This is a genomic window from Luteibacter sp. GL_149 (assembly GCF_057834065.1).
In genome coordinates this window covers 1,472,603-1,499,036 of sequence record NZ_CM174395.1, presented here as the reverse complement: position 1 = coordinate 1,499,036, position 26,434 = coordinate 1,472,603, and the positions used below count along the sequence as shown (strand labels likewise).

Sequence of the window (26,434 nt, the reverse complement as noted above, 5' to 3'; positions counted from 1 at the left end):
GCACGAGCCGCTTCAGAATTCAGGATCCCAGTCCACCACCACACGGCCGGCGGACAGGTCGATCGAATGCACGTACGGCCCCCTGACATAAGGGATCAGCCGCTCACGCTCGTCGTTCCGGACCACCATGACGTCGTTGGCACCGGTCGCGAACAGATGACTGACGCGACCGAGTACTTCGTTTTCCAGGGTGACGACCTCGAGACCTTCGAGATCGGTCCAGTAAAACTCGTCGCCGGCGGGTGCCGGCAGCTGATCACGGGCGACGGTAATTTCGCACCCGATCAATGCAGCGGCCTGCTCGCGATCTTCGATACCCGGCAGGTAGGCCACGAGACCCTTACCCTGCGCACGTCCGTTGATCCCACCGATTTCCTTCTCCACACCCGGCGCGCTGAGCAGCCAGGGTTGGTATCGGAAAATCTGGATGCGGGGCTCGGTCCAGGATTCAAGCTTGACCCAGCCCTGCACGCCATAGAGTCCGACAATGCGTCCCAGACGGACGCGCTTACCGGACTCCGTCGTCATTAAGCAGCCAGCTTGCCGGCTTCTTTCACGAGGGCGCGGACCTTATCGGTCATCTGCGCACCCTTCGCGATCCAGGCCTGGACCTTGGTCACGTCGAGTTCGAGACGCTTATCAGCGCCCGATGCGACCGGGTTGTAATAGCCGACACGTTCGATGTTGCGACCGTCGCGCTTGTTGCGCTGGTCGGTCACGACGACGTGATAAAACGGACGGCCCTTGGCGCCACCGCGCGAAAGACGAATCTTAACCATAGTTACGAGCTCCAGAGTTGCCGGATACCGGCAGGCGCACGCGAAGCGGGCGCGGTAAACGCGGCATTTTAGCGGATGTTGGGAAAAATGGAAGGCCTTTCGGCCAGTTGGGAGCGATTGCATGGCAATCACCCCCTGTTTTCGGGTCGAATCAGCGCATGGGGGGCATGCCGCCCATGCCTCCCATACCCTTCATGGCGCCGCGCATCTGCCGGAGCAGACCCTTGCTGCCGCCCTTGGAGAGCTTGGACATCATCTTTTCCATCTGCATGAACTGCTTCAGCAGACGGTTGACATCGGCCGGCTGCGTGCCAGAACCGCGGGCCACACGGGCCTTGCGGGAGCCATTCAGCAGATCCGGGTGGCGACGCTCCTTCTTCGTCATGGAACCGATAATGGCCACCATGCGCTTCAGTTCGCCGTCGTTGACCTTCGATTTCACGCTATCGGGGATGTTCGACATGCCCGGCAGTTTGTCCATGAGACCGGCAAGGCCGCCCATGTTGTTCATCTGCTCAAGCTGGTCGCGCATGTCGTTGAGATCGAAGCGCTTACCCTTCATGACCTTTTCGGCCAGCTTGTGGGCTTTTTCCTGGTCGACCTTGCGCTCGACTTCCTCGACCAGCGACAGCACGTCGCCCATGCCGAGGATGCGCTGAGCCACACGATCCGGATGGAACGGCTCGAGGGCGTCGGTCTTCTCGCCGGCACCCAGGAACTTGATGGGACGACCGGTCACATAACGGACCGAGAGAGCGGCACCGCCACGGGCGTCACCGTCGGTCTTCGTCAGCACCACGCCCGTGAGCGGCAGCGCATCGGCGAAGGCCTTGGCCGTATTGGCGGCGTCCTGACCCGTCATGGAGTCGACGACGAACAGCGTTTCGATCGGATCGAGCGCGCCGTGCAGCGCCTTGATCTCGTCCATCATCGCTTCGTCGATATGCAGACGGCCCGCGGTATCGACGATAAGCACGTCGATCACTTCGCGACGCGCGGCGGCGACGGCGGCACGGGCAATGGCGACCGGGTCCTGCCCCGCTTCGGACGGGAAGAACGACACCTCGACCTGCTCGGCCAACGTGCGCAACTGCTCGATGGCGGCCGGACGATAGACGTCGCAGCTGACCACCATGACCCTTTTCTTCTTGCGCTCTTTAAGGAAGCGGGCGAGCTTGCCGACCGTCGTCGTCTTACCCGCACCCTGCAGGCCGGCCATCAGCACGACGGCCGGGGGCTGCGCGGCGAGGTTCAGTTCGGTGTTGGCCGTACCCATGACGGCCGTCAGCTCGTCGCTGACCACCTTGACCAGGGCCTGGCCCGGCGAAAGGCTGCGCAATACTTCCTGACCCACGGCGCGGACCTTCACGCGCTCGATCAGGGCTTTGACCACCGGCAACGCGACGTCGGCCTCGAGCAGCGCGATGCGGACTTCGCGCAGGCTCTCGCGGATATTTTCCTCGGTCAGCCGGCCGCGTCCGCTCAGGCGTTTGACGGTCTCGGATAGGCGTTGGCTCAGCGATTCGAACATGGCGAGTCGGTAGTCTTGTGTAAACGGCGGATTATAGCCTTACCCGGCCCCGCGCGTCCGGGAGCGCCTGAACACGGCTATGTCGCCGCTCCCGTTCCGGCCTGCCGGCATCTCGCGAGCAAAGCGGGTCGGCGGCCACCCATCCCGCCTTCGCCAATGCCAGTGTGTCGCATTCACGATAACCGGCCGCTATGCCACACTTCCCCGCCATGATCATCCTCGCGCTCGCTCTCGTCGCCATCGTCTTATATCTGGCTGCCGCCACGGCACTCGCGCGGCCGCTATTCAGCGGGGGCTCGCCGCTGAGCCGGGTGGCGATGAGCATGGCCGCGATCGCCGCGATCGCACACGCGGCGGTATTGCTCAGCGCCCATCGCGGCGCACTCGACCTGCATTTCTTTGCCGCGCTGTCCCTCGTTGCCTGGGTCGTGTCGGCCCTGACCCTGCTCGTCAATCTGAACCGCCCCGTCGCCGGCCTCGGCATCTTTATCTTCCCGCTGGCCGCGCTGCTGCTGGCAGTGGACGTCTTCATGGCACCCCGCACCGCGCCGCAGCCGATGGACTGGCATATCAAGCTGCATGTCACCGTGGCCCTGCTCGCCTTCGGCGTGCTCTCCATCGCCGCCGTACTGGCGATCCTGCTCGCGATCCAGGAACGTGCGCTACGCCGCAGCAAATTCGGTCACTGGTTGCGCGCGCTCCCGCCGCTCACCCTCACCGAAGTGCTGCTGTTCCGGCTGATCGCCGCCGGCTTCGTGCTGTTGACGCTGACGCTACTGACGGGGGCGCTCTTCGTGGGCGATCTCTTCAGCCAGCACCTGATCCACAAGACCGTGCTGTCCATCGTCGCGTGGATCGTCTTCGGCACCCTGCTCTGGGGCCGCTGGCGTTACGGCTGGCGCGGCAGCCGCGCCGTAAACCTCACACTGATCGGCATGGGCGTGCTGCTGCTGGCGTTCTTCGGCACCAAAGCGGTGCTGGAATTGATTCTTCACCGCACGGCGTAAGTCATCGCAACAGGCGGCGACATGTGTAGGAGCCGGCTTGCCGGCGAAAGCCAACGGAGCGAGGAAGACGGATGCTCACATCCGCGAGCCCGGTGTTCTGGCTGCGAATGCAATCCACACTTTCACCGCTCCGTTGGCTTTCGCCGGCAAGCCGGCTCCTACAACAACAGGCCACGCTAGCGCCCTATTCCCGGCAAGCATCGATCGCCTGCGACAGGCGCTCTACCCCGATGACTTCCATATCGCCGACCTTGCCGCGTTTCGGCGCATTCGCCTGCGGCACGACGGCACGACGGAAACCATGCGTCGCGGCTTCCTTCAAACGTTCCTCGCCATTCGGTACGGGACGAATTTCACCCGAAAGACCGACTTCGCCGAATGCAATGGTCTTCTCCGGCAACGGCCGGTCGCGCAGGCTCGAAAGCACGGCCATCAACACAGGCAAATCGGCCGCCGTTTCCTGCACGCGAATGCCGCCGACCACATTGACGAAAACGTCCTGGTCGTAAGCCGCAATGCCGCCGTGACGATGTAAAACCGCCAGCAGCATCGCGAGACGATTCTGCTCGAGGCCAAGCACCACCCGGCGCGGATTTCCCAGCGACGACTGATCGACCAGCGCCTGCACTTCCACCAGCAGCGGACGGGTGCCTTCGCGCGTGACCATCACCGCGCTGCCCGGCGTCGGACCGGAATGCGCGGAAAGGAAGATTGCCGAAGGATTGGGCACTTCGCGCAACCCTTTTTCGGACATGGCGAACACGCCAAGCTCGTTTACCGCGCCGAAGCGATTCTTAAAAGCTCGCAATACGCGGAAACGGCTGCCCGATTCGCCCTCGAAATAAAGCACGGCATCGACCATGTGTTCGAGGACGCGAGGCCCCGCGATACCGCCCTCTTTCGTGACATGGCCAACGAGGAAAACCGACGTGCCGGTTTCCTTCGCAAAGCGCGTAAGTTTCGCCGCCGATTCCCGCACCTGGCTCACCGAGCCGGGTGCGGCGGTCAATTGCTCGGTCCAGATTGTCTGGATGGAGTCGATGACCAGCACCCTCGGACGCGCCGTCACGGCCTGTTCGAGAATGCGTTCGATGCAGGTCTCCGCCAACGCATGCAGCGGCGCCAGCGGAAGATCGAGGCGCTGCGCGCGTCCGGCTACCTGCGCCAGCGATTCTTCACCCGTGACGTACAGGCTCGGCAACACCGCACCCAGCGTACCGAGCATCTGCAATAGCAACGTCGACTTGCCGATACCGGGATCGCCGCCGATCAATACCACCGAGCCCTCGACGAGACCGCCGCCCAGCACGCGGTCGAGTTCGCCGATACCCGTGTGCGTCCGCGCTTCGGCGGTCAGCAGGACTTCCGTCAGAGGCGTGATGCGCGGAGCGCCAGCGGCATCGCCCGCGTAACCGCCGCGACGCGCACCGACCGACACGGTGGCCGGGCTCGAAGGCTGAAGAACGATCGCGCTGAGCACGTTCCATACGCCGCATTCGGCGCATTGCCCCTGCCACTTACTGTGTTCGGCACCGCATTCGGTGCATACATATGCGGTTTTGGCCTTCGCCATGATATCTGCCGTGTCCGATGCCAGGGATGACTTATAACGTACGAGCGTCGCACGGACCGATACACGCGAGGATCAGATCTCGTCCTCGACGAACAGTACGCGCTTCGTCATGCCGCAGGTCAGGTCGTAAGAGATCGTTCCCGCGCATCCGGCCACCGTCTCTACCGGCAGGCCCGCGCCCCAAAGCTCCACACGATCGCCGACGCGCGCATCGGGCGCATCGCGAAGATCGAGGGTGATGAGGTCCATGGACACGCGCCCCACCAACGCGGCGCGGCGACCATTGACCAGCACGGGCGTGCCCGTGACGGCACTGCGCGGATAGCCGTCGCCGTACCCGATGGCGGCAACGCCAATCGCCATGTCTTCCGGACAGACGTAGGTTCCGTTGTAGCCGACACGCTCGCCGCCGGCGAGCCGGTTGATCGCGATAAGGCGCGTGGACAACGTCATGGCCGGACGGAACCCGAAGTCGCTGCCGGACTGGCCGTCCACGACCGAAAGACCGTAAAGCAGGCCACCGGTGCGCACCCAGTCGCCACGAGCATCGGGCCAGCCGAGGACTGCCGCCGAATTGGACAGGGCACGCGAGCCCTGGAGTCCTTCGGTCGCCTCGACAAAGCACGCGATCTGCGCGGCGGTGTCCGCCCCTTCGAATGCTTCCGACGATGCGAAGTGCGTCATCAGGCCTACATCGACATCGACCGCGGGCATGGCGGACAGCAAGCCATGCACTTCGCGAACGCGCCCGGCGGCGAAGCCCAGGCGATGCATGCCGGTATCCACCTTTACCCAGACCCGCAAAAGCCCACGCGCGGGATCGGCCCGGGCGAGCCACGGCAACTGGGCATCGCTATGAATCAGCGCTTCCAGGCGAAGGCGCTGCATTTCGAGAATATCGCTGGGACTATCCGGCCCGGACAACACGACGATCCGCTGCCGATGCCCCGCCGCACGCAGCCGGAGACCATCGCCGATAGCGGCGACCGCGAAGGCTTCCGCATCGCTGGCAAGGGCACGGGCGACGCGCTCGAGACCATGGCCGTAGGCATCGGCCTTGACGACGGCCATAACGCGTGCGGTTCCGGCCAGCGCTTTCACGCGGGCGAGATTGTGGCGCAGCGCACCCAGATGAATAGTGGCGACAGTTGTACGACTCATGCTTCTCCAGCGCGGAACGGCAGCGCTACGACGTCGGGTGAACGGAAGACAGCGCAATCCGCTGAACGCGCAATCGGAATATTAGCAGCCCGCATGGGCGACACCGATTTTCACCAAAGCATGCGTCGGGAGACAGTCCCCGACATGTCGGATCGGGGGCTTTTACAGGGCAACGCAGCGACGCGTCAGTCGAAGCTACCAACATAAGAATCGGGCGCGAAGTTCTCGAACTTGGTGTAGTGGCCGAGGAAGGCCAGTTTCACCGTGTCGGTCGGACCGTTTCGCTGCTTGCCGATGATGATTTCGGCAAGCCCTTTGTCGGGCGACTCTTTGTTGTAGTACTCGTCGCGGTAGATGAACATGATGACGTCCGCATCCTGCTCGATAGCGCCCGACTCTCGAAGATCGGACATCATCGGACGTTTGTCGGCGCGCTGCTCCAGTGAGCGGTTCAGCTGCGACAATGCGACCACCGGCACATTCAGCTCTTTGGCCAGAGCCTTCAGTCCGCGGGAAATTTCTGAAATTTCCGTAGCACGGTTTTCTTTGTTACCCGGCACCTGCATCAGCTGCAGGTAGTCGATCACGATAAGACCGAGTCCGTGCTCACGCTGCAGACGTCGGGCACGCGAGCGCATTTCGACGGGCGACATCGCAGGCGTGTCGTCGATGAAGATCTTTGCATCGGACAGCATCGTGATCGCCGACGTGACACGCGGCCAGTCTTCTTCGGCCAGATCGCCATTGCGCAGATGCTGCTGATGGATGCGGCCGAGCGACGAAATCAGACGAAACGCCAGCTGCGAGGCCGACATTTCCATGGAGAACACGGCAACGGACTTCTTGCCGCGCATGGCCGCGGCTTCCGCGATGTTCAGCGCGAAGGCGGTCTTGCCCATCGAGGGACGCGCCGCGACGATGATCAGATCGGAGGGCTGCAAACCCGAGGTGAGTTCGTCGAGATCGGTGAAGCCCGTGGACAGACCGGTCAGCTGACCGCGCTTCTCGTAGCGCTCGGTCAACATCCGGAACGCTTCGCTGACGGCCGTGCGCATGGACACGATGTCTTTCTTGCCGCGCGCGCCCGACTCGGCGATGTGGAACACGCGCTGCTCGGCGAGCTCCATCACTTCCTGGACGCTCTTGCCTTCGGGGCGATAGCCGTCCTCGGTAATGGAGGTACCCGCATCGATCAGCTGCCGCAACACCGACTTCTCGCGAACGATGTCGCCGTAAGCCGCGATATTGGCTGCGCTGGGCGTGGAGTTGGCCAGCTCCATGAGATAGCTCGCCCCACCGATCATCTCGCCCATGTCGTTGGCGATGAACCAGTCGCCGAGCGTAATCGCGTCGCACGGCATGCCTTTATTGGCGAGCTCGTTGATGGCCCGCCAGATCATCCGGTGATCCTTGCGATAGAAGTCGTCGTCCGAGAGTTTGTCGGCAACTTTATCCAGGGCATCGGGAGCGAGCATCAGACCGCCCAGCACCGCCTGCTCGGCTTCGATGGAATGCGGCGGGATGCGAAGCGCGTCGATGGCGGGATTACCGCTCTTACGCTCGGGAACAAAGGACATGGACTACCTCGCGGTCGGGCCGCCGACGACGGCGGCGTGCCTGGGAAGCCATCATACGCGGGCGTGTCGCACGCGTTGAGAGCATAACTCTGTGGATAACTTGTGGATGGCTGTGGATAACCCGGTCGCCAGACCCGACCCGACACTTGTAGGAGCCCGCAAGCGGGTTCCTACAAACACGCCGTACGAGATGCCCCAAAAAGAAAACGGGCGCCCTGAGGCGCCCGCTCACTTTGAAGCTGGCGAAGCTACCGACTTACTTGTCGGCAACCACGATCACCTTGACGGTGGTCTGGACGTCCGCGTGCAGCGTCACGGCGACTTCGAATTCGCCAGTGTTGCGGAACGGACCTTCGCTCTGGATCACTTCGCTCTTGTCGATTTCGAAGCCCTTGGCCGTGAAAGCCTCGGCGATATCGCGCGGGCTGACCGAACCGTAGAGCTTGCCTTCCGGGCTGGCGTGGACGGCGATCGTGACTTCGGCGCCTTCCAGCTTGGCCTTGCGGGCTTCGGCGCCGGTCAGCTGACCCTGTGCCTTCGCTTCGTATTCGGCGCGACGCGCTTCGAACGCAGCGATGTTCTCGGCGTTGGCACGAGCGGCCTTACCGGTCGGGAGGAGGAAGTTACGACCGTAACCCGGCTTGACGTTGACCTTGTCGCCGAGGTTGCCGAGGTTCTTCACTTTCTCGAGAAGGATGAGTTCCATAGGTATTCCTTTCTTTTCGTTAGCACGGATTGGGCCCCATGCAGCCAGGACGGTTGTCCGAAAGATGTCTTGAGGAATGCCCCCTCGTTACCGAGGGGGCAGTCGATCAGACGTCGTGGTTATCGGTGTACGGCAGCAGCGCCAGGAAACGGGCGCGCTTGATGGCCGTGGCCAGCTGACGCTGGTAACGAGCCTTGGTGCCGGTGATGCGGCTCGGAACGATCTTGCCGTTCTCGGTCACGTACTGACGAAGGGTGTTGAGATCCTTGTAATCGATCTCTTTGACGCCTTCGGCGGTGAAACGGCAGAACTTGCGGCGGCGGAAAAACTTGGACATGTCGTGCTCCCCGATTAGTCGTCGCTGTCGCGATCGTTGTCGCGATCGTTATCGCGGCTGCCACGGCGGTCGTCGCCGCTGTCGTCGTCGTCACGGCGACGCGAACCCTTCTGCTCGTCCTTTTCCTTGCTCTTAAGGATGAAGGACGGCTCGAGGTCGGCTTCGTCGCGGCGAACCACGAGGTGGCGCAGGACGGCGTCGTTGAAACGGAAGCCCGTCTCGAGTTCGTTCAGCGCGTTCTGGCTGACCTCGATGTTCAGCATCACGTAGTGAGCCTTGGCGAGGTTCTCGATCGGGTATGCAAGCTGGCGGCGGCCCCAGTCTTCAAGACGGTGGATCTTGCCGCTGTCGCCCTCGATCAGCGCCTTGTAGCGCTCGATCATCGCGGGCACCTGCTCGCTCTGATCCGGGTGGACCAGGAAAACGACTTCATAATGACGCATGGTGTCTCCTTGTGGATGCACCCCTCACGGGGATGGCAGCCTCCCGCATGGCGGTGAGGCAAGAAGGCCGTCCGGACGGACAGCCAGCCGCGCATTGTAGCGGCGAATGGGGATACGGGGCAATCCCGCGAAAAACCAGCGTGCCGGCCGCTCTCAGCCGGTAGCGTCTCAGCCGGTCGTGAAACTCTCGCCGCAACCACATTCCCCGGTCGCATTGGGATTATGGAAAACGAACGACGCGTTCAGGCCCTGCTTCTGGAAGTCGATCAGGGTGCCGTCCACGAGGGGGAGGCTCTTCGGATCGACGATGACCTTGATGCCGTCGATATCGAGGACCGAATCGCCCTCGGCCACCGCGCTGGCCAGATCGACCACATAACCGAAGCCCGAGCACCCCGTGCGCTTGACGCCGAAACGCACGCCGGCGGCGCCGGGAGCGGCGGCGAGGAAGCCGCGCATACGGTCGTTGGCCGCGGGAGTGATCTGAATCGTCATAAAAAGGCCAGTTATCTCATTTAACGTGTGCGAACGGGTCGCCGTTCACCTGACGCCTACATTATCATCATGGGTCGATCTACATGCGCCGATATGCGGCGCTCCTGACGGAGTTTCAATCGATGACGGTGGTAAGCGTCAAGCAGGCCCTGGCCGGAGGCACCTCCCCGGCCGAGCAGGAAGTCACGGTTCGCGGCTGGGTTCGTACCCGGCGCGATTCCAAGGCCGGACTATCCTTTGTGAACGTGAGCGACGGCTCCTGCTTCGACCCGATCCAGGTGGTCGCTACCGCCGACCTGCCCAATTACGAAACCGAGGTGAAACACCTCACCGCCGGCGCCGGCCTGATCGCGACCGGCAAACTGGTACCTTCGCAGGGCAAGGGCCAGGCATACGAGATCCAGGCCACGCGCATCGAGGTCACGGGTTTCGTCGACGACCCGGAAACCTATCCGATCCAGCCCAAGCAACACTCCATGGAGTTCCTGCGCGAGGTCGCCCACCTGCGTCCGCGCACCAATATGTTCGGTGCCGTGACCCGCGTGCGCCACACGATGATGATGGCCATCCATCGCATCCTGACCGAGCAGGGTTTCTTCTGGATCAATACGCCGATCATCACGACCTCGGACGCCGAGGGTGCGGGCGACATGTTCCGCCTGTCGACGCTCGACCTGGCCAACCTGCCGCGCGACGATAAGGGCGCCATCGATTTCCGCAAGGACTTCTTCGGTCGCGAAGCGTTCCTCACCGTGTCCGGCCAACTCAACGTCGAAGGCTATGCCATGGCGATGAGCAAGGTGTACACGTTCGGCCCGACCTTCCGCGCCGAGAACTCCAACACCACGCGCCACCTTGCCGAGTTCTGGATGGTGGAGCCCGAAGTCGCGTTCGCCGACCTGTCCGACATCGCCGACCTGGCGGAAACCTTCCTCAAGGGTATCTTCAAGGCGGTGCTGGAAGAGCGAGCGGACGACATGGCCTTCTTCGCCGAACGCGTGCAGCCGGACGCGATCAGCCGTCTCGAAGCCTTCATCGCGAAACCGTTCGAGCGCATCGATTACACGGACGCCGTGACGATCCTGCAGAAATCCGGCAAGAAATTCGAACACCCCGTCGCGTGGGGCATCGACCTGCAGACGGAGCACGAACGCTTCCTCGCCGAGGAACATATCGGTCGTCCGGTGGTCGTTATGAACTACCCGGAAGCCATCAAGGCTTTCTATATGCGCCTTAACGACGATGGAAAGACCGTGGCGGCGATGGACGTACTCGCACCGGGCATCGGCGAAATCATCGGTGGCTCCCAGCGCGAGGAACGCCTGGATTATCTCGACCGGCGCATGGACCAGTTCGGTCTCGATAAGGACATCTACAGCTGGTATCGCGACCTGCGCCGTTACGGCACGGTGCCGCACGCCGGTTTCGGCCTGGGTTTCGAGCGTCTGCTCGTTTACGTCTGCGGCCTCGCGAACATCCGCGATGCCATCCCGTATCCCCGTGCGGCAGGGAGTGCCGAGTTCTAAAGACCGATCATGTCCCCGACCCTACTTCGTATCGCCATCACTGCCCTGCTGCTGCTCGCACTCGCTGCGTGCAGCAGCATCGTGCCGCCGAACTTCCGTCGACCGGAAAATCCCACGGGCACGATCGACCTGGCACGCAAACAGCTCCAGGGCGCCGCGCCCTGCTGCGGCAGTTTTGCCGACCTGTCGTATCAGGACATGCTGCCCTGGCAGCCGAAGCGCTTCGAACTGGGCGCCAATAGCCCGGTCGCCAACCTCAACGGCGATCGCAGCTACTTCCTAGCGTTCCGTCTGCCCGGTGCGGCGAAGCTGCCATATACGATCTCGATGAAGTCCGAGCTCAACGGTCGCTGGCTGAGTTCCAGCTACCTGTTCGCCCCGACCGCGGTGCTGCTGGACGATGCCTTCCAGCCGATCCACTCCGAAGACGTGCAGCTCTGCGAGTACATGGGCTGGACCAGCGAGACGACCGGAGCGTTCGGCAACATCAAGGTCATGGACGACAAGGCCCGCTACCTGGTGATCTACTCGTCCGCCAAGCAACAGGCCGCACAGACGTACTGGGAGCAATCGCCCACCACGTTCTCGGCCGAAGCGCCGGTCAAGATGAATTCGGCGGGCAGCTTCAAGATTCCGCACGGCCCCGATGGCGTGGTGTACGTCGGCATCGAAAACGACACTTACCGCAAAGCCGTCCAGAACGCGGTATGCGGCAAAGCGCCAGGCGGCAAGGGCGTCATTTCGACCATTCGTTCGGTCGTGGACAACGACCTGCTCCGCCGCAAAATGGACAACCCGAAGGACAAGGGCACCTGAGGCCCCGGACATCACGTGCTTATTCTTTACATCCTGCTTCTGTTCGCCGGCATCGGCGCCTTCCTGCTGAGCTTCGTCGCGCAGTACCGCTTCGCGTCCATTCTGCGACAGCGCTACCCCGACCAGTGGAAGATCATCGCCGTGCCCGACGAGGGGAAACCCAGCGGCGTCCGCACATGGATGCGCCTGCAGCACGTATTGCGCTCCGAAGCGCCGCTCCTTTTCGAAGACGCCCAGCTATCCGCGTGGCAGCGCCGCTGGCGCATCGCACCGCGGATCGGCTGGATCTGCTGGTTCGCAGCCATCGCCATCCGCTGGTTTGCCGCCCACTGAGAACACCCTGACCCGGAGTACGCCATGCAGCTGGATCTGACGGGGCGCCACGCGCTCGTTTGCGGTGCCTCGCAGGGCATCGGTCGCGCTACCGCACTGGAGCTGGCGGGACTCGGCGCCAGCATCACGCTGCTGGCACGCTCGGCCGACGCACTGGCCGCCGTCGCGGCGACCTTGCCGACAAGCGCGGGCCAGGTCCATCACTACGTGGTGGCGGACACGCTGGACACCGCCCGGCTGGCAAGCGTCGCCATCGACGTAGCCAAACGTTCGCCGGTACACATCCTGGTGAACAACAGCGGCGGACCACCGGCAGGCCCCGCTCACACAGCCGACCCCGCTGCGTATCTCACCGCGTTCCGGCAACACCTCATCGCCGGACAGACGCTCGTCCAGGCCGTACTTCCCGGCATGCGCGAGGCGGGCTACGGGCGCATCGTCAACATCATCAGTACGTCGGTCAAGGAGCCTCTCCCCAACCTTGGCGTATCCAACACCGTGCGCGCCGCCGTGGCCAGCTGGGCCAAGACGCTGTCCGTCGAACTCGCCGCGGACGGCATTACGGTCAACAACGTCCTGCCCGGCTATACGCGTACGGCGCGCCTCGATGCCATCGTGGCCAACGGCATGCGCTCGTCCGGCAACAGCCAGGCCGATGTCGAGCGGAGCATGCTCGCGCACGTTCCCGCGGGTCGCTTCGCCGATGCGGCAGAAGTCGCGGCGGTGGCGGCCTTCCTGTGCACCCCGGCCGCCGCTTACGTCAACGGCGTGAGCATTCCCGTCGACGGCGGACGGACGCGGTCGCTCAGCTGATGCCGCCGGTCGGTCGACGGATTAGACTGACCCGATGATCATCCTCGCGAATCTGATTAACGGCCACGCGGCGGCTTCCCGCTCGGGCCGCTACCTCGACGTCGTCGAACCGGCCAGCGGCAGCGTTTTCGCCCGCTGCCCCGCGTCCGGCGCGACCGATGTCGCCGCCGCCGTCGAAGCCGCCGCGCGCGCCGCCCCCGCCTGGGGACAAACCCCCGCCGACGAGCGCGCCCGCATCCTGATGCGCCTGGCCGATCTCGTCGAAGCACGGCTCGATGCCTTCGCCGAAGCCGAATCGCAGGACAGCGGCAAACCCGTCGCCCTCGCCCGCCGGCTCGACATTCCGCGCGCCGTCGCCAACCTGCGTTTCTTCGCCTCCGCTATCACGCAATGGCAAACCGAAGCGCATGCCATGGAACAGGGCGCGATCAACTACACGCTGCGCCAGCCCATCGGTGTCGTCGGCTGCATCAGTCCGTGGAACCTGCCGCTTTATCTCTTTACCTGGAAAATTGCGCCCGCTCTCGCGGCCGGCAACGCTGTCGTTGCGAAGCCTTCGGAAGTCACGCCGTTTACCGCGTGGCTGCTTGGCACGCTCGCCGACGAAGCCGGTCTGCCGCCCGGCGTGCTGAATATCGTGCATGGCACAGGCCCCGACGTGGGTGCCGCGATCGTCGGGCATCCGTCGGTCAAAGCCATCTCATTCACCGGCAGCACGCGCACGGGTGCGGCTATCGCAAGCGCGGCGGCGCCGCAGTTCAAGAAAGTGTCGCTCGAACTCGGCGGGAAGAATCCCGCCGTCGTCTTCGGCGATTTCGATTTTTCGGATGAATCCATGGCCACCATCGTGCGCTCGGGCTTCGCCAATCAGGGCGAAATCTGCCTGTGCGGCTCGCGGCTGCTCGTGCAGCGATCGATTTATGCGCGCTTCCGCGACCTGTATCTGGAGCGCGTTCGCGCGCTACGTACAGGCGATCCGAAAGATGCCGCGACGGATATCGGTGCCCTCGTGTCGCATCCGCATTTCGAAAAAGTCACGGGCGCCATCGAGCGCGCACGCGCCGAAGGCGGCAACGTGCTCTGCGGTGGCCACCGGATAACGCTGGAAGGACGCTGCGCCGATGGCTGGTTCGTCGAACCGACCGTCATCGACGGCCTCGCGCCGGAAAGTGCCACCAATCAGGAAGAAATTTTCGGCCCCGTCGTTACGCTGATTCCGTTCGACGACGAGGAAGACGCCATGCGTATCGCCAACGGAACACCGTACGGACTCGCCGCCTCCGTGTGGACACGCGATCTCGGCCGCGCCCACCGTTTCGCCGCGCGCCTCCAGTTCGGCATCGTCTGGATCAACTGCTGGATGTTGCGCGACCTGCGCACGCCGTTCGGCGGCGTGAAGCAGTCCGGCGTGGGACGCGAAGGCGGCACCGAAGCCCTGCGCTTTTTCAGCGAAGCCAAGAACATCTGCATCGACTACCGGATCTGACGACATGCCCCTCGAACAACTGCTGGAAAGTAATCGCATCTGGTCGGAATCCGTTCGCAATAACGATCCCGGATTCTTCCAGCGACTGTCGCAACAGCAGGCCCCGAAATATCTGTGGATCGGCTGCTCCGATTCGCGCGTGCCCGCCACGCAGATAGTCGACCTGCCCCCCGGCGAAATTTTCGTCCAGCGCAACGTGGCGAACGTCGTCTCGCATACCGATCTCAACTGCCTCAGCACCATTCAGTTCGCGGTGGACGTGCTCAAGGTCGAACATATTTTGGTCGTCGGCCATTACGGATGCGGCGGCGTCCAGGCCGTTCTCGACCAGCGCCGCATGGGCCTGGTGGACAACTGGCTGCGGCACGTCAACGATGTCGCCGTGAAACACGCACCGGTGATCTCGACCCTCGCCCGGCCCGAAGTGCGCAGCGAATACCTCTGCGAGCTGAACGCCATCGAACAGGCACTGAACGTGTGCCAGACGACCGCCGTGCAAGACGCATGGGATCGCGGCCAGCCGCTGTCCGTTCACGCCTGGTGCTACAGCCTTTTCGACGGACGCATCCGCGATATGAAAATGGAAGTCAGTAATCGCGAGTCGGTGCAATCGGCCTACGAAGCGGCGGTCGCGCGCATGACGAACCGGGCGGAGAACGCGCCGTGACAATCATCCATACCGATCGTGCGCCGCAGCCCGTGGGGGCCTATCCGCATGCACGGCGCGTCGGCAATCTGCTGTTCCTTTCGGGTGTCGGGCCGCGTGTTCCCGGCAGCAACGAGGTCCCCGGCAACCGCGTCGATGCGCAGGGCCAGCTCGTCGGTTACGACATAGACGCGCAATGCCGGCAGGTATTCGCCAACGTCCGTGCCGTACTGGAAGCCAGCGGTGCGCGCTGGGAAGATCTAGTCGACGTGACGGTGTATCTCACCGACATGCAGGCGGACTTTGCCGCATACAACAAACTTTACGCAGAATATTTCGCAGGCGTGGACGCCTGCCGTACCACCGTCGGCATCACCGCCCTGCCGACACCGATCGCGATAGAACTCAAGTGCGTCGCGTCGACGTCTATACCGCTGCTGTAGGGCGCGCTTGAGCGCGATTCCTGCTGAGCACATCGCGCTCAACCATGCGAATCAAGCGGCGGGCCCTATAGGACCCGCCGCTCGTCACTCACTCGCCAGCGGTCTCACTACCGGCGGCGGGCGTGGCGGCCTTGGCGCTGGCCTTCGTACCGGTCGCCTTGGGGGCCTTGTGATGCTTGGCGGCCTTGTGATGCTTGGGAGCCGTAGCGCTCGCCGACTTCGCAGCCGGGCTCGCGGCCGGTGCGGCCTCCTGTGCGAACGCGGCACCGGAGAGGGCGATGCTGGCGGCGAGAAGCGAAGCGATAGCAAGTTTACGCATGGGAATACACCTCGATGTGAGGCCGCGGACCCGTAGGGAACTCTTCCGCTCCGGGCGGCGCGACGGCCTTAAATTGCGCCATCGCAGGCATATGCAAACTGAACGGAAATCACGTAAGTTCCTGCGGAATCAGGACGCGATAACTTGCGAATGTTCCAGGCACAGCTTGAGCATATCGCGGATCAGCATCTGCACGCCGGCAGCCTTTTCCGGCAGGTAAGCGAAGCTGTCTTCGTCCATGTAATTCACCTGCGCCAGCTCCAGCTGTACGGTGCTTACGCCATCGTCCGGACGTCCATATTCGCGAGTGATATAGCCACCCTTGAAGCGTCCGTTGACGGCATACGAGTAATCGCTCTGCCCCGCCAACGCCTGCTCGAGACGCGACTGAAGTTCCGGCGCGCAACTGGTGCCGTCGGCCGTGCCGAGATTGAAGTCGGGCAACTTCCCGTCGAAGAGCATCGGCACATGACTGCGAATGGAATGCCCTTCCCATAGAACAACATGGCCGTGCGACGCCTTCAGCCGCTCCAGCTCTACATTGATCGCGTCGTGGTAGGGACGCCACCAGCGATCCACGCGCGCGGCAATTTCGGCGGCGTCGGGCTCTTTGCCTTCGAGGTAAATATCGTCCCCGTTGAACATCATCGTCGGCACGAGGCCGGTTTCTTTCCTGCCCGGATACAACGCGTGTCCGTCGGCGGGACGATTGACGTCGACGACATATCGCGATGCGAAGGGCCGGAGCACGCTGGCCCCCATATCGCGGGCGAAGTCGTAAAGCTCGGCCACGTGCCAGTCGGTATCGACCGAACGCATCGCACGCGGCGTCATGCGCGCCGCGATGTCGTCGGGAATAACGCTGCCATTGTGCGGCAGGCTGACCAGGAGCGGCGCGGTGCCGCGATGCAGGGTATAGGGGATCATGGGTGGAGTGTACGCCCGCGCGTTCAGCCCGGCACGCGTGCGCCCATCAGCACCATTTCCTCGGCGGATGTGGGGTGGATGGCCACGGTGGCGTCGAAATCCGACTTGCGCGCGCCCATCTTCAGGGCCACGGCAAAGCCCTGGAGCAACTCGTCGGAGGCCGGTCCCAGCATCTGGATACCCACGATGCGGGAATCCTCGCCGGTACACACCAGCTTGTAGACGCTTTTCATTAGGCGGCCCGCCAGCGCCAGTTGCATTGGCACGAAGGACTGCTTGTACACGTGCACGTCCGCACCGTACTTGTTGTGCGCCTCCTGCTCGGACAAACCCACCGTGGCCAGCGGCGGATGCGAAAAGACGACACTGGGAATGTTGTCGTAATCGAGTCGGGCATCCGGAATACCGCCGAACAGACGGTCGGCGAGCTTCCGGCCCGCAGCCACCGCAACCGGCGTCAGCGCCTTGTTCGGCGTGACATCGCCCACGGCATATACGCCGGGGACATTCGTCTCCTGCCATGCGTCGACCAGCACATGGCCGTTCCGGTCGACGGCCAGATCGATGACCTCGATATCCAGCGTGCGCGTATTCGGGTGCCGGCCGATGGCCCAGATCAGGGCCTCGTACGGCCCCGGTTGGTTGCCCTTGTCGCAGTCCAGCAGGATCGCGCCGTCCTTCTCGTGCGCCGCCGTGATCTGGCACCCGTAATGGACCCGGATACCGTGCTGACGCATTTCGTCCCCGAGCAGATAAGCCATCTCCTCGTCGAAACCTCCCATCAGACGGTCGCGTACGTACATGTCGACGTCGCTACCCAGCGCACGAAGCACACCGGCCAACTCCACCGCGATGTATCCGCCACCGACGATCGCTGTCCGCCGCGGGCAGGAGCGCAGGGCGAAAAACCCGTCGGATACCGTACCGATATCGAAGCCTGGGGTATCGAGACGATTCGGCGCCGAGCCCGTCGCTATGACGATGTGCGGCGCGGTCAGTTCGCGCTCGCCGGCAAGGATGCGTGTCGGCGAGACAAAACGCCCGGTGTCCCGCACGACCGTGATCTTCGACTGGTCGAGCGTGCGGGCATAGGCTGCGCGGATGTTCTCGATGTATTTTTCGCGATAGGCGATGAAACGCGGCCAGTCGAGCGAGCCGGGTTTTTCATGAAAGCCATAGTCGACGGCGATCTGCTGCGCTTCGGCCATCTGCGCCGCGTACCACATCGCTTTCTTGGGTATGCAGCCGACGTTGACGCAGGTGCCGCCCAGCTCCTTCGGCTCCAGCAACGCGACATGCGCGCCGTATTTTGCCGCCCGTATAGCGGCGGCGAGTCCGCCGGAACCACCGCCGAGGACGATGAGGTCGAAGGTTTCCTGCATGGGTGGGGACTCCGGTGGCGGCGAGCCTCACGGTAGCAAACACTGTCGGATGCGGGGTGATCGCGCTCTGAAAATCACAACCCAAACCGCGCCGGCGAAAACGGCGCCGGATCGAGCATTGGCGCCGGCCCGGCGAGCAACCCCGCCACCAGTTCCCCGGTCGCCGCCGACATGCTGATACCCAGCATCCCGTGCCCCGTCGCGAACACCAGGTTCGACCAGCGCGAACTCGGGCCGATGATCGGCACCTCGTCGACGCTCATGGGACGCCAGCCCCACCACGGCACCACCTCGCCGCGCCCCTCCGGTTCGTGCAGGAAGGTCGCCGCGCCGCGACGCAACGCATCCAGACGCACCTCGTTGAGGCCCTCCTCGTAACCGGAGAACTCCATCGTGCTGCCAAGCCGGTAGCCCGATGCCCATGTGGTCACGCATACGGCCGCTTCGCGCAGTACCAGCGAGTGTCGCGGCGCGCGTACGGGTGCCGCGTCGTAGGTCAGCGAATACCCCTTGCCGGGCTGCATTGGCAGACGCAGGCCAAGCATGCGGCCAATCGGCGGCGACCAGGCACCCAGGGCCATGACGATACGGTCGCCGGTAAATATGCCGCCCGTCGTGCGCACGTAGCTAATGCGGTTATCCGTCACGCCAAAGTGATCGACACGCGCGCCGGTTTCGATCTTGCCGCCGAGTTCCCGCACCCTTCGCGCCAACTCCGCGACGTAGCGATCGGGACGAAGGCGCGCGTCTCCCGCGTGATACAAGCCACCGACGACACCCTCGCGAAGTGCGGACTCCATGGACAGCACCTCGTCGCCGGCCATGGATTGCACGGCCATGCCAAGACGATCGAGCAGTTCGACGTGGTGACGATCCCGATCCAGTACACGCGCACTTCGGTAGACGTAAAGCTCGCCGACCTCGTCGAACTCGCAGTCGAGTCCTTCCTGCGCGATCAGCTCGCCCATCAGCGCACGGGAGCGGGCGAGAATCGCACCGCGCGCCTCCCCCGCCCGATTGAAATCGCGCCAGGTGCAATGTCTGGCGAAGGAAAACAGCCAGCGCAGCCGGTCGATATCCGGCCGCGGATTCACATACAGGGGCGCGTCGCGATGCAGCAGCGAACGCAAAGCAGTGCCGACCATGCCGGGCATGGTCAGCGGCGCGGCGTGACTTGGCGTGATCGTGCCGCAGTTGCCATGGGAACTGCCCGATCCGGGAAGACCCTGTTCCAATACGCGAACCGAGACGCCCGACCGGAGCAGATACAGGGCGCAGGCAAGGCCGATCACGCCCCCGCCCAGGATCAATACGTCGCTTCGGGATGCATCCATTTCGCCAGTTTAAACGCTCGTACGTCTGCGTGAAGACGCGGAGAGCCCTAACTCGTGTCTTCTCTGAACTATTCCACGCAACTAATTGATTTGCTAACCTTCCCTCGTCGCGCTCGATGCAGGGAACGTCCGATGTCCGAACTCGCCACCCACGACAGCCTCCGTCAGGCCTCCCGATGGCTGCGCCTGTCCGCGTCGCTGGCCCTCTGCGCCCTGCTTGCCGCCTGCGGCAGCGCCCCGCATAAAACTTCGAAACCGTCCCGTCCCATGAACCTCGGGTGGTCGACGAAGCCCGCCGATGCGATACCGCCGGATGCGGCCAACGATGTCCTGTTCCGCGCTATCGGCCTCGTGGGCACGCCTTACCGCTGGGGCGGCAATACGCCCTCGGGCGGCTTCGACTGCAGTGGGCTGGTCAACTACATCTACATGACGTCGACCGGCCTTAAGCTACCCCGGACCTCGCAGCAGATGGCGGCGCTGGATCGTCCCCGGCTGGAAGAAGACGAACTCGCCAGCGGCGATCTCGTCTTCTTCGGCAAGCGAGGCGTCACTCATGTAGGCGTCTATGTGGGCAAAGGCCGCTTCGTCCACGCGCCCAACTCCGGCGGTACCGTAAGGCTGGACAATCTGGACGGCAGCTACTGGCGCGACAACTTCGTCTACGGGAAGCGTGTTCTGAACTGAATGGCGGGCAACGAACGCGAGTGCCTTCACAAAATATATATTGTGCACAATTTAATTGCGTGCTTTCATTGCAGCCCATGAAAGCCACCCTCCGCCTCGACGACCAGCTCTGCTTCGCGCTCTATGCCGCCTCGCGCGCCATGACCGCGACGTATCGCCGCCTGCTTGAGGAGCTTGGCCTCACCTACCCGCAATACCTGGCCATGCTGGTGCTGTGGGAACGCGACAGCCTGACGGTGGGCGAACTCGGCGAACAGCTACTGCTCGATTCGGGCACGCTTACACCACTGCTTAAGCGCCTGGAATCCGCCGGACTCGTTTCCCGGGTTCGCCGCCCAGAAGACGAGCGCAGTGTGCTTATCACCCTTACCGATGCCGGTCGCGCCCTGCGCGACAAGGCCAACCCCATCCCCGATCAGTTGCTATGCCAGACCGGCATGGCACCGGAGGACGTCATCCAGTTGCGCGAGGAACTGAAAACGCTCACCGCGCGTCTTGTTACCGACACTTCAAACGAAGGAAACACGCCATGACGATTGCCAAAGTTAATGTCATCTACACCGCCGAAGCCACGGTCCACGGTGGTCGCGAAGGTCACGTCGAAAGCAACGACGGCCTGATCAAACTCGACCTGCGCCTGCCGAAGGAAATGGGCGGCAACGGTGGCGGTAGCAACCCGGAACAGCTGTTTGCCGCGGGCTATGCCGCTTGCTTCGAAGGCGCCGTCCGCTTCGTGGCCGGCCAGCGCAAGGTCGCCCTTACCGACCCGTCGGTCCACGCCAAAGTGGGCATCGGCCCGCGCGAGCCGACCGGCTTCGGCATCAAGGTCGAGCTGGACGTCAGCCTGCCCGGCGTCGATCCTGCCGTCGCACAGGAGATCGTCGACACCGCGCATAACGACATCTGCCCGTATTCGCACGCCACGCGCGGCAATGTGGACGTGACGATCAAGCTGGTCTGATCGGGTTCGACTGAAACGAAAACGGCGCCCTTGCGGCGCCGTTTTCGTTTCAACCCCAAACGCTATCGCGTCAGTGAGCCGCCTTGCCGTCCTCGCCCGGGTGGGCGTGACCGTGCTTGATTTCTTCTTCCGAGGCTTCGCGCACGCCGACCACATCGACATGGAAGTTCAGCGTCTTGCCGGCCATCGGATGGTTGAGATCGACGTCGACGACCGACATACCGACCTTCTGCACCACCACGACGCGCTGGCCGCCTTCCTTCAGCGACAGAATGGTGGAATCGCCCACCTTCAGCTTCGCGCCGTTCTGGAAGAACTTCTTCGGCACACGCTGGGTCATGCCGTCCTGGCGCGGACCGTAGCCGTCCTCGGGCGCGATTTCGATGTCGAGCGTATCGCCCGCCGACTTGCCTTCCAGACCCGCTTCCAGCCCCGGAATCAGCTGGCCGTGACCCAGAAGGATCCACAACGGCTCGCCCGCCTCTTTGGAGCTTTCGACCTGCTCGCCATTCACGCCCAGCGTGTAATGGAACGTGATGACCTTGTCCTTGCCAGCCTGCATGGGTGTTTCCCGACCATATTCAAACTGCGGATGTTAGCGGGCAGGCGCCCCGGCGTCACGCCGGATCGCTCTCCCGCTTGCCGAAACGGACACCCCGGGCCTCGGGGCCCAGCCACAGCAATAGCGTCAGCAGGATCGCCACACCCGCGATCCATAACGACATCGAGAAGGCGAAATCCCCACCACGGCGCTCCGCCATCCAGGTTTGCGCGGTCGCCGTGCCGGCTGCAAGCAGGTTACCCATCTGGTAGGCGAAACCCGGCAACGTGCCGCGAACCGAGTCGGGGGAAAGCTCGTTCAGGTGGGTAGGCACGACGCCCCAGGCACCCTGCACCATCACCTGGATAAGGAACGCGCCAAGACCCAGCAGGAGCAGCGAGCCGCCGTACATCCACAAGGGGATGACGGGGATAGCGAGCAGAGCGGCGATCATCATGGCGCGGCGGCGGCCAATGCGCTCCGACCAGGCGCCAAACGACAGTCCGCCGACCAGCGCACCGATATTGAGCAGCGCCGTGAGCATGAACGCCGTCCCCGATCCGGCCTGGATATGCAGGCTTTCCTGCACGAAGGTCGGGTACATGTCCTGCGAGCCGTGGCTGAACATATTGAACGCAGCCATCAGCAGCATCAGGTAGATGAAGCGCATCCAGTGTCCGCGCATCGATATCATCACGCTCTGACGCGCTTCGTGGCGACGCCCTTCCCATACGGGCGACTCCGGCACTTTCCGGCGAATGTAGACGACCAGCAAGGCAGGCAATGCGCCGACGATGAAGAGCCCTCGCCAGCCGATGTGATCCACGAGCAGCCAGTTCGCCAGTGCCGCGAGGAAGAACCCGCAGGGGTAGCCACTTTGCAGCAGGCCGGATACGAGGCCGCGCGATTTGGCGGGAATCGACTCCATCGCGAGCGCCGCGCCAAGGCCCCATTCGCCACCCATCGCAATGCCGAACAGGAAGCGCAATCCCAGCAGGACGCCCAGCGTGGGCGCAAAAGCGCAGGCCACCTCCAGGATGGAGAACAGCACGATGTCGAACATCAGGACAGGTCGACGTCCGTAACGATCCGCGAGCCGACCGAAGATCAGCGCACCCAGCGGCCGTGCCGCCAACGTCAGGAACAACCCGTAGGTCACCTCGCTCTTCGGCACGTCGAATTCGTGCGCGACGGCGACGATGACGAAGGTCAGCAGGAAATAATCGAAGGCATCGAGCGTCCAGCCGAGGAAGCTGGCGAGAACCGTATGTCTCTGCGCGCTGTCGAGGTCACGCAGGGCGGCGGGCAACAGCATCTGACATACTCCTCGGCGGCGGGCCGCGCCGAGGCTAGCACATGCGCGGACGGCTCCCGCAGCCGCGAGATGCGACACATCTCTCACGGCGGTATAACACCGCGACACTAAACTGATTCACGCCATTTACGACAGAACGGAGGACTCATGAAGAATTCGCTCTCGCTCGTCTCGCTCGTCTCGCTCGCCCTCGCAGCCGCGCTGTGTGCCAATGCGGCCATGGCGCAGAACGCCCCCGCCACGACCGGAAGTTCCGATAGCGGCGCGCCCTCTTTCTCCGAGCTCGACAAGGACAACAAGGGTTATATCGTCCGCAAGGACGTTCCCAAGGATGTCTCTGCCCTCAAGGAACTGCGCGCGCATTTCAATGAAGCCGACGCGGACCACGATGGCAAGGTAACGAGCGCGGAATACAACGCTTACATCAACAAGTCGTCGACACAACACAAGCCATAAAGCCCCACAGGTTGTACCGTCGTACGAGGCAGGCCGTTTCCATCGCGCGAAACGGCCTGCCGAACAACAGCGATCCAGCAAGGCGAGCGCCCCTCGGCTTTCGCCATCAATCGAGAGGTGATTCACGATGAAACGCCAGTACTCGTTTATGACCGCGCTACTCGCCACCACGCTTGCTTTCGCGGCCCAGGCACAAGCTGCGACACCGGGCACCTACGAAGTCGACTTATCGGCAGCCACCGACGGTCCCGTGCCCGCGCATCCGAAAATCGTTCCGTCTTTCGAGTCGCTCGATAAGGATCACGATGGCTATATACGCAGAGCGGATATCCCGAAGGACGAGCCTCGTCTCGCGGAGTTGCGCGCGCATTTCGACGAAGCATCGCCGGTATTGGACAAGATCACCGCGAAAGATTACTACCGGTATCTGGCCCGCCGCGAACACCGCAGAAGCGCACCCGTCGCTAGCCAACGTCCGTGAACCAGCTCGTAATGACGGCAATTATCGCCAAAGGGAAACATGCCCCACATGGTTCTCGATAGTCCCACGAGGCGGCGCATAGCCTCACGCTTCAGCAACCCGGGTGACCGGTTTTATATCCACGGCAAGCTTGCCACCGATCCGGTATATGCCGCTGTCGCCGCCGCTGTCGCCGGGCGGCGGCAACCCATGCTGGACATCGGATGCGGACTCGGGCTGCTAGGGCACTATCTGCATGCCTGCAACGTACTCGACGGTTACGTCGGACTCGATCATGATGCCCGCAAGATTGCCAACGGTATAGAAGCCGCGGAGCGCGCGGGCCTCGGAAACTCATTCGCCTTTCACAACGCCGACGCCACGACGCCCCAGCCCGTACGCGGCCATGTCGCCATGCTCGACGTACTTCACTACCTTCCGGCGGAAAGACAGGGCGATCTGCTGCGTTTCGCCATCGACCATCTCGCCGACGATGGCGTGCTGATCCTGCGCAATGTCATCCGGGACGGGTCCTGGCGCTATCGCGCAACGGTCTGGGAAGAATGGTTCATCAAGACGGTGCGCTGGATTCCGGAGGGTGCCCAGTATTTCCCCACCGAGGACGATATCAGGGGGGTTCTGGAAGAACGGTCGATCCGCGTGAACTTCACTCCCTTGTTCGGCCGCACCCCCTATAACAGCTACCTGATGGTCGCCCACCGTTAGCCATCAATAACTTACGGGGTGCCGTTCAGGCAGGGAATGACTTGTGCACTGCGACAAGGTATACTCGCCCCCGTCTTGCCGTCGCTCCGACTCCCTTGCGAACCTCCGGCGCGGATTCTTCCCCGCCCGTTCCCCCACCCTCGGCAGCGCGCAAGACACCGACCAGCCACCCCTCCGGTGCGCGGTCGCCAATTCATAACTCGCAGCGCGGTTTCAGGGAACGCTCCGGGTACAAGCAGGAGCTTCTCCATGTCTTTCGAATCGCTGGGCCTTGCGCCCGCGTTGCTGCGTGCCTTGTCCGAAGCCGGATACGAAACGCCCACTCCCATCCAGGCCGCCGCCATTCCCGTGGTGCTGGCCGGTCAGGACATCATGGCCGCTGCCCAGACGGGTACCGGCAAAACCGCCGCTTTCGCACTGCCGTTGTTGCAGAAGCTCGCAGGCGACGACCGCGGCGAAGGCCGTCGTCCGATCCGTGCGCTCGTTCTCACCCCGACGCGCGAACTCGCCGCCCAGGTGCAGGAAAACCTGCGCGACTACGGCAAGTACGTACGCCTTTCCAGCACCGTAATCTTCGGTGGCGTCGGCATGGGTAACCAGCTGAACGCCCTGCGTCGCGGCGTCGACGTCGTCGTCGCCACGCCGGGTCGCCTCATCGACCATATGCAGCAGCGTTCGATCGACCTGTCGAAGGTCGAGGTGCTGATCCTGGACGAAGCCGACCGCATGCTCGACATGGGCTTCCTGCCCGCGTTGAAGCGCATCCTCGCCGCCGTGCCGCGCCAGCGCCAGACGCTGCTGTTCTCGGCCACGTTCGCGCCGGAGATCAAGGCGCTGGCTCAGCAGTTCATGCGTGAGCCGAAGGAAATCTCGGTCTCGCCGGCCAACACGGTCGCCAACACCGTCACGCATCATGTGCATCCGGTCGACGCCGCCGCCAAGCGCGACCTGCTGCTGCACCTGCTCTCGGCCGACAGCCGTCGCCAGACGCTGGTCTTCAGCCGTACGAAGCACGGCGCCGACAAGCTCGTCCGCTTCCTCGAAGGCGCCGGTCTGCGCTCCGCCGCCATCCACGGCAACAAGAGCCAGAACGCACGCACAAAAGCGCTGTCCGACTTCAAGACCGGTCGCGTGACCGTCCTCGTCGCGACGGATATCGCCGCGCGCGGTATCGACATCGACCAGTTGCCGATCGTCATCAACTTCGACCTGCCCATGGTCGCGGAAGACTATGTGCACCGTATCGGCCGCACCGGTCGTGCCGGTTCCGAAGGCCAGGCCATCTCGCTGGTCAGCCACGACGAGTCCGGCCTGCTGCGCGACATCCGTCGCCTGCTGAATACCGACATCGCCATCACCAACGTTGCCGGTTTCGAGCCGAGCCATCCGTTGCGTCTCGACGCCGGTGCGCCCCGCCCGAAACAGCAGCAGCAGCGTCAGGCACGTCCGGCTGGTCAGGCTCGTGCGAACAGCGGCGCTCCGCGTCCTGCATCGCACCGTCCGCACGGCCATTCCGGCGCCAGCACCGGCGAAGGCAACGGCAACCACAAGCGTCGCCGTCAGCGTCGTCCGGGTGGTTCGGCCAGCGGCAAGGCCTGATCCAGTGCGCCTGCCCACGCAGGCGCCCACCGGAACGGAAACCGCATGGCGATCA

Annotated in this window: 31 protein-coding genes; 15 read left to right on the top strand and 16 right to left on the bottom strand. The window is 63.5% G+C overall.

Annotation, left to right across the window (positions count from 1 at the left end; all coding sequences use genetic code 11):
- Positions 1 to 12: 12 nt before the first annotated feature.
- From rimM to ffh, 3 genes are all read right to left on the bottom strand, one after another.
- Positions 13 to 528: a ribosome maturation factor RimM gene (gene rimM / locus AC3IR3_RS06715; protein ID WP_489196168.1), complete on the bottom strand. Its 516-nt coding sequence runs from the start codon at positions 526 to 528 to the stop codon at positions 13 to 15.
- Complete coding sequence (gene rpsP / locus AC3IR3_RS06710) at positions 528 to 779, bottom strand: 30S ribosomal protein S16 (protein WP_132141224.1); 252 nt, start codon at positions 777 to 779, stop codon at positions 528 to 530. The genes rimM and rpsP overlap by 1 nt, the downstream gene beginning before the upstream one ends.
- 151 nt (positions 780 to 930) lie before the next feature.
- On the bottom strand, positions 931 to 2,310 hold the full coding sequence (gene ffh, locus AC3IR3_RS06705; RefSeq protein WP_489196167.1) for a signal recognition particle protein: 1,380 nt from the start codon (positions 2,308 to 2,310) through the stop codon (positions 931 to 933).
- A 209-nt stretch (positions 2,311 to 2,519) separates the two neighbouring features.
- On the opposite strand from ffh, the gene AC3IR3_RS06700 reads away from it, so the two are divergent.
- The gene (locus tag AC3IR3_RS06700; protein ID WP_489196166.1) at positions 2,520 to 3,317 is read left to right on the top strand and encodes a cytochrome C assembly family protein; all 798 of its coding nucleotides are present in this window, start codon (positions 2,520 to 2,522) and stop codon (positions 3,315 to 3,317) included.
- A 184-nt stretch (positions 3,318 to 3,501) separates the two neighbouring features.
- Here AC3IR3_RS06700 and radA read toward each other — a convergent pair whose 3' ends face one another.
- From radA to AC3IR3_RS06665, 7 genes are all read right to left on the bottom strand, one after another.
- Positions 3,502 to 4,890, bottom strand: a complete 1,389-nt coding sequence (gene radA, locus AC3IR3_RS06695; protein ID WP_489196165.1) for a DNA repair protein RadA — start codon at positions 4,888 to 4,890, stop codon at positions 3,502 to 3,504.
- Positions 4,891 to 4,962: 72 nt separating this feature from the next.
- Positions 4,963 to 6,051 (bottom strand): alanine racemase, encoded by a 1,089-nt coding sequence (gene alr / locus AC3IR3_RS06690; RefSeq protein ID WP_489196164.1) that lies wholly within the window; start codon positions 6,049 to 6,051, stop codon positions 4,963 to 4,965.
- Between the two features lie 185 nt (positions 6,052 to 6,236).
- Positions 6,237 to 7,628 (bottom strand): replicative DNA helicase, encoded by a 1,392-nt coding sequence (locus AC3IR3_RS06685; RefSeq protein WP_132141219.1) that lies wholly within the window; start codon positions 7,626 to 7,628, stop codon positions 6,237 to 6,239.
- A gap of 256 nt (positions 7,629 to 7,884) precedes the next feature.
- Positions 7,885 to 8,334 carry a 50S ribosomal protein L9 gene (rplI, locus tag AC3IR3_RS06680; RefSeq protein WP_489196163.1) on the bottom strand — a complete coding sequence of 150 codons (450 nt, stop codon included), beginning with the start codon at positions 8,332 to 8,334 and terminating at the stop codon, positions 7,885 to 7,887.
- A 106-nt stretch (positions 8,335 to 8,440) separates the two neighbouring features.
- Complete coding sequence (gene rpsR, locus AC3IR3_RS06675; RefSeq protein WP_056006113.1) at positions 8,441 to 8,671, bottom strand: 30S ribosomal protein S18; 231 nt, start codon at positions 8,669 to 8,671, stop codon at positions 8,441 to 8,443.
- Between the two features lie 14 nt (positions 8,672 to 8,685).
- On the bottom strand, positions 8,686 to 9,114 hold the full coding sequence (gene rpsF / locus AC3IR3_RS06670; RefSeq protein WP_132141217.1) for a 30S ribosomal protein S6: 429 nt from the start codon (positions 9,112 to 9,114) through the stop codon (positions 8,686 to 8,688).
- A gap of 168 nt (positions 9,115 to 9,282) precedes the next feature.
- Positions 9,283 to 9,609, bottom strand: coding sequence for a HesB/IscA family protein (locus AC3IR3_RS06665; protein WP_132141216.1), 327 nt, complete (start codon positions 9,607 to 9,609; stop codon positions 9,283 to 9,285).
- Between the two features lie 122 nt (positions 9,610 to 9,731).
- Here AC3IR3_RS06665 and asnS point away from each other — a divergent pair, with 122 nt between their 5' ends.
- The 7 genes from asnS to AC3IR3_RS06630 are packed head-to-tail and all read left to right on the top strand — an operon-like array spanning position 9,732 to position 15,672.
- Complete coding sequence (gene asnS, locus AC3IR3_RS06660; RefSeq protein WP_489196162.1) at positions 9,732 to 11,135, top strand: asparagine--tRNA ligase; 1,404 nt, start codon at positions 9,732 to 9,734, stop codon at positions 11,133 to 11,135.
- Positions 11,136 to 11,144: 9 nt separating this feature from the next.
- Entirely contained in the window at positions 11,145 to 11,951 is an 807-nt protein-coding gene (locus tag AC3IR3_RS06655; RefSeq protein WP_489196161.1) for a hypothetical protein, read from the top strand.
- A 15-nt stretch (positions 11,952 to 11,966) separates the two neighbouring features.
- Positions 11,967 to 12,284: a hypothetical protein gene (locus tag AC3IR3_RS06650; protein WP_489196160.1), complete on the top strand. Its 318-nt coding sequence runs from the start codon at positions 11,967 to 11,969 to the stop codon at positions 12,282 to 12,284.
- Between the two features lie 24 nt (positions 12,285 to 12,308).
- Positions 12,309 to 13,097: an SDR family oxidoreductase gene (locus AC3IR3_RS06645; RefSeq protein ID WP_489196159.1), complete on the top strand. Its 789-nt coding sequence runs from the start codon at positions 12,309 to 12,311 to the stop codon at positions 13,095 to 13,097.
- Positions 13,098 to 13,131: 34 nt separating this feature from the next.
- Entirely contained in the window at positions 13,132 to 14,583 is a 1,452-nt protein-coding gene (locus tag AC3IR3_RS06640) for an aldehyde dehydrogenase (protein ID WP_489196158.1), read from the top strand.
- A 4-nt stretch (positions 14,584 to 14,587) separates the two neighbouring features.
- On the top strand, positions 14,588 to 15,250 hold the full coding sequence (gene can / locus AC3IR3_RS06635; protein WP_489196157.1) for a carbonate dehydratase: 663 nt from the start codon (positions 14,588 to 14,590) through the stop codon (positions 15,248 to 15,250).
- Complete coding sequence (locus tag AC3IR3_RS06630; RefSeq protein ID WP_489196156.1) at positions 15,247 to 15,672, top strand: RidA family protein; 426 nt, start codon at positions 15,247 to 15,249, stop codon at positions 15,670 to 15,672. The genes can and AC3IR3_RS06630 overlap by 4 nt, the downstream gene beginning before the upstream one ends.
- 88 nt (positions 15,673 to 15,760) lie before the next feature.
- Here the strand turns inward: AC3IR3_RS06630 and AC3IR3_RS06625 are convergent, their stop codons facing one another.
- The 4 genes from AC3IR3_RS06625 to AC3IR3_RS06610 all read right to left on the bottom strand — a co-directional run bounded on the left by AC3IR3_RS06625 (position 15,761) and on the right by AC3IR3_RS06610 (position 19,634).
- Positions 15,761 to 15,991, bottom strand: coding sequence for a hypothetical protein (locus tag AC3IR3_RS06625; RefSeq protein ID WP_489196155.1), 231 nt, complete (start codon positions 15,989 to 15,991; stop codon positions 15,761 to 15,763).
- Between the two features lie 129 nt (positions 15,992 to 16,120).
- On the bottom strand, positions 16,121 to 16,918 hold the full coding sequence (gene hutG / locus AC3IR3_RS06620; RefSeq protein ID WP_489196154.1) for an N-formylglutamate deformylase: 798 nt from the start codon (positions 16,916 to 16,918) through the stop codon (positions 16,121 to 16,123).
- A gap of 23 nt (positions 16,919 to 16,941) precedes the next feature.
- Positions 16,942 to 18,300 carry a glutathione-disulfide reductase gene (gene gorA / locus AC3IR3_RS06615; protein ID WP_489196153.1) on the bottom strand — a complete coding sequence of 453 codons (1,359 nt, stop codon included), beginning with the start codon at positions 18,298 to 18,300 and terminating at the stop codon, positions 16,942 to 16,944.
- 74 nt (positions 18,301 to 18,374) lie between these two features.
- On the bottom strand, positions 18,375 to 19,634 hold the full coding sequence (locus AC3IR3_RS06610; RefSeq protein ID WP_489196152.1) for an NAD(P)/FAD-dependent oxidoreductase: 1,260 nt from the start codon (positions 19,632 to 19,634) through the stop codon (positions 18,375 to 18,377).
- A 132-nt stretch (positions 19,635 to 19,766) separates the two neighbouring features.
- On the opposite strand from AC3IR3_RS06610, the gene AC3IR3_RS06605 reads away from it, so the two are divergent.
- From AC3IR3_RS06605 to AC3IR3_RS06595, 3 genes are all read left to right on the top strand, one after another.
- Positions 19,767 to 20,321, top strand: coding sequence for a C40 family peptidase (locus AC3IR3_RS06605; RefSeq protein ID WP_489196151.1), 555 nt, complete (start codon positions 19,767 to 19,769; stop codon positions 20,319 to 20,321).
- A gap of 77 nt (positions 20,322 to 20,398) precedes the next feature.
- A complete protein-coding gene (locus tag AC3IR3_RS06600) occupies positions 20,399 to 20,854 on the top strand; it encodes a MarR family winged helix-turn-helix transcriptional regulator (RefSeq protein ID WP_132141203.1) in 456 nt (151 codons plus the stop codon).
- Entirely contained in the window at positions 20,851 to 21,282 is a 432-nt protein-coding gene (locus AC3IR3_RS06595) for an organic hydroperoxide resistance protein (protein WP_489196150.1), read from the top strand. The genes AC3IR3_RS06600 and AC3IR3_RS06595 overlap by 4 nt, the downstream gene beginning before the upstream one ends.
- Before the next feature lie 70 nt (positions 21,283 to 21,352).
- Here AC3IR3_RS06595 and AC3IR3_RS06590 read toward each other — a convergent pair whose 3' ends face one another.
- The gene (locus AC3IR3_RS06590) at positions 21,353 to 21,844 is read right to left on the bottom strand and encodes an FKBP-type peptidyl-prolyl cis-trans isomerase (RefSeq protein WP_489196149.1); all 492 of its coding nucleotides are present in this window, start codon (positions 21,842 to 21,844) and stop codon (positions 21,353 to 21,355) included.
- Between the two features lie 55 nt (positions 21,845 to 21,899).
- Positions 21,900 to 23,138 carry an MFS transporter gene (locus tag AC3IR3_RS06585; RefSeq protein ID WP_489196148.1) on the bottom strand — a complete coding sequence of 413 codons (1,239 nt, stop codon included), beginning with the start codon at positions 23,136 to 23,138 and terminating at the stop codon, positions 21,900 to 21,902.
- A gap of 147 nt (positions 23,139 to 23,285) precedes the next feature.
- Between AC3IR3_RS06585 and AC3IR3_RS06580 the strand changes: the two genes are divergently transcribed.
- The 4 genes from AC3IR3_RS06580 (at position 23,286) to AC3IR3_RS06565 (ending at position 26,379) form a co-directional block, all read left to right on the top strand.
- Complete coding sequence (locus AC3IR3_RS06580) at positions 23,286 to 23,594, top strand: EF-hand domain-containing protein (protein ID WP_489196147.1); 309 nt, start codon at positions 23,286 to 23,288, stop codon at positions 23,592 to 23,594.
- A gap of 127 nt (positions 23,595 to 23,721) precedes the next feature.
- On the top strand, positions 23,722 to 24,075 hold the full coding sequence (locus tag AC3IR3_RS06575; protein WP_489196146.1) for an EF-hand domain-containing protein: 354 nt from the start codon (positions 23,722 to 23,724) through the stop codon (positions 24,073 to 24,075).
- A gap of 48 nt (positions 24,076 to 24,123) precedes the next feature.
- Positions 24,124 to 24,780 (top strand): class I SAM-dependent methyltransferase, encoded by a 657-nt coding sequence (locus AC3IR3_RS06570; RefSeq protein WP_489196145.1) that lies wholly within the window; start codon positions 24,124 to 24,126, stop codon positions 24,778 to 24,780.
- Positions 24,781 to 25,029: 249 nt separating this feature from the next.
- On the top strand, positions 25,030 to 26,379 hold the full coding sequence (locus tag AC3IR3_RS06565) for a DEAD/DEAH box helicase (RefSeq protein ID WP_489196144.1): 1,350 nt from the start codon (positions 25,030 to 25,032) through the stop codon (positions 26,377 to 26,379).
- Positions 26,380 to 26,434 lie beyond the last annotated feature (55 nt).

Coding starts and splice junctions, on each gene's coding strand:
- AC3IR3_RS06590 (WP_489196149.1), bottom strand. CDS start 21,844: ATGCAGGCTGGCAAGGACAAGGTCATCACGTTCCATTACACGCTGGGC.
- AC3IR3_RS06605 (WP_489196151.1), top strand. CDS start 19,767: ATGTCCGAACTCGCCACCCACGACAGCCTCCGTCAGGCCTCCCGATGG.
- AC3IR3_RS06700 (WP_489196166.1), top strand. CDS start 2,520: ATGATCATCCTCGCGCTCGCTCTCGTCGCCATCGTCTTATATCTGGCT.
- AC3IR3_RS06565 (WP_489196144.1), top strand. CDS start 25,030: ATGTCTTTCGAATCGCTGGGCCTTGCGCCCGCGTTGCTGCGTGCCTTG.
- rimM (WP_489196168.1), bottom strand. CDS start 528: ATGACGACGGAGTCCGGTAAGCGCGTCCGTCTGGGACGCATTGTCGGA.
- AC3IR3_RS06665 (WP_132141216.1), bottom strand. CDS start 9,609: ATGACGATTCAGATCACTCCCGCGGCCAACGACCGTATGCGCGGCTTC.
- AC3IR3_RS06580 (WP_489196147.1), top strand. CDS start 23,286: ATGAAGAATTCGCTCTCGCTCGTCTCGCTCGTCTCGCTCGCCCTCGCA.
- AC3IR3_RS06570 (WP_489196145.1), top strand. CDS start 24,124: ATGGTTCTCGATAGTCCCACGAGGCGGCGCATAGCCTCACGCTTCAGC.
- can (WP_489196157.1), top strand. CDS start 14,588: ATGCCCCTCGAACAACTGCTGGAAAGTAATCGCATCTGGTCGGAATCC.
- AC3IR3_RS06655 (WP_489196161.1), top strand. CDS start 11,145: ATGTCCCCGACCCTACTTCGTATCGCCATCACTGCCCTGCTGCTGCTC.
- AC3IR3_RS06575 (WP_489196146.1), top strand. CDS start 23,722: ATGAAACGCCAGTACTCGTTTATGACCGCGCTACTCGCCACCACGCTT.
- AC3IR3_RS06595 (WP_489196150.1), top strand. CDS start 20,851: ATGACGATTGCCAAAGTTAATGTCATCTACACCGCCGAAGCCACGGTC.
- radA (WP_489196165.1), bottom strand. CDS start 4,890: ATGGCGAAGGCCAAAACCGCATATGTATGCACCGAATGCGGTGCCGAA.
- AC3IR3_RS06610 (WP_489196152.1), bottom strand. CDS start 19,634: ATGGATGCATCCCGAAGCGACGTATTGATCCTGGGCGGGGGCGTGATC.
- hutG (WP_489196154.1), bottom strand. CDS start 16,918: ATGATCCCCTATACCCTGCATCGCGGCACCGCGCCGCTCCTGGTCAGC.
- rplI (WP_489196163.1), bottom strand. CDS start 8,334: ATGGAACTCATCCTTCTCGAGAAAGTGAAGAACCTCGGCAACCTCGGC.
- AC3IR3_RS06600 (WP_132141203.1), top strand. CDS start 20,399: ATGAAAGCCACCCTCCGCCTCGACGACCAGCTCTGCTTCGCGCTCTAT.
- alr (WP_489196164.1), bottom strand. CDS start 6,051: ATGAGTCGTACAACTGTCGCCACTATTCATCTGGGTGCGCTGCGCCAC.
- gorA (WP_489196153.1), bottom strand. CDS start 18,300: ATGCAGGAAACCTTCGACCTCATCGTCCTCGGCGGTGGTTCCGGCGGA.
- AC3IR3_RS06640 (WP_489196158.1), top strand. CDS start 13,132: ATGATCATCCTCGCGAATCTGATTAACGGCCACGCGGCGGCTTCCCGC.
- rpsF (WP_132141217.1), bottom strand. CDS start 9,114: ATGCGTCATTATGAAGTCGTTTTCCTGGTCCACCCGGATCAGAGCGAG.
- AC3IR3_RS06625 (WP_489196155.1), bottom strand. CDS start 15,991: ATGCGTAAACTTGCTATCGCTTCGCTTCTCGCCGCCAGCATCGCCCTC.
- AC3IR3_RS06585 (WP_489196148.1), bottom strand. CDS start 23,138: ATGCTGTTGCCCGCCGCCCTGCGTGACCTCGACAGCGCGCAGAGACAT.
- AC3IR3_RS06645 (WP_489196159.1), top strand. CDS start 12,309: ATGCAGCTGGATCTGACGGGGCGCCACGCGCTCGTTTGCGGTGCCTCG.
- ffh (WP_489196167.1), bottom strand. CDS start 2,310: ATGTTCGAATCGCTGAGCCAACGCCTATCCGAGACCGTCAAACGCCTG.
- AC3IR3_RS06685 (WP_132141219.1), bottom strand. CDS start 7,628: ATGTCCTTTGTTCCCGAGCGTAAGAGCGGTAATCCCGCCATCGACGCG.
- asnS (WP_489196162.1), top strand. CDS start 9,732: ATGACGGTGGTAAGCGTCAAGCAGGCCCTGGCCGGAGGCACCTCCCCG.
- rpsP (WP_132141224.1), bottom strand. CDS start 779: ATGGTTAAGATTCGTCTTTCGCGCGGTGGCGCCAAGGGCCGTCCGTTT.
- rpsR (WP_056006113.1), bottom strand. CDS start 8,671: ATGTCCAAGTTTTTCCGCCGCCGCAAGTTCTGCCGTTTCACCGCCGAA.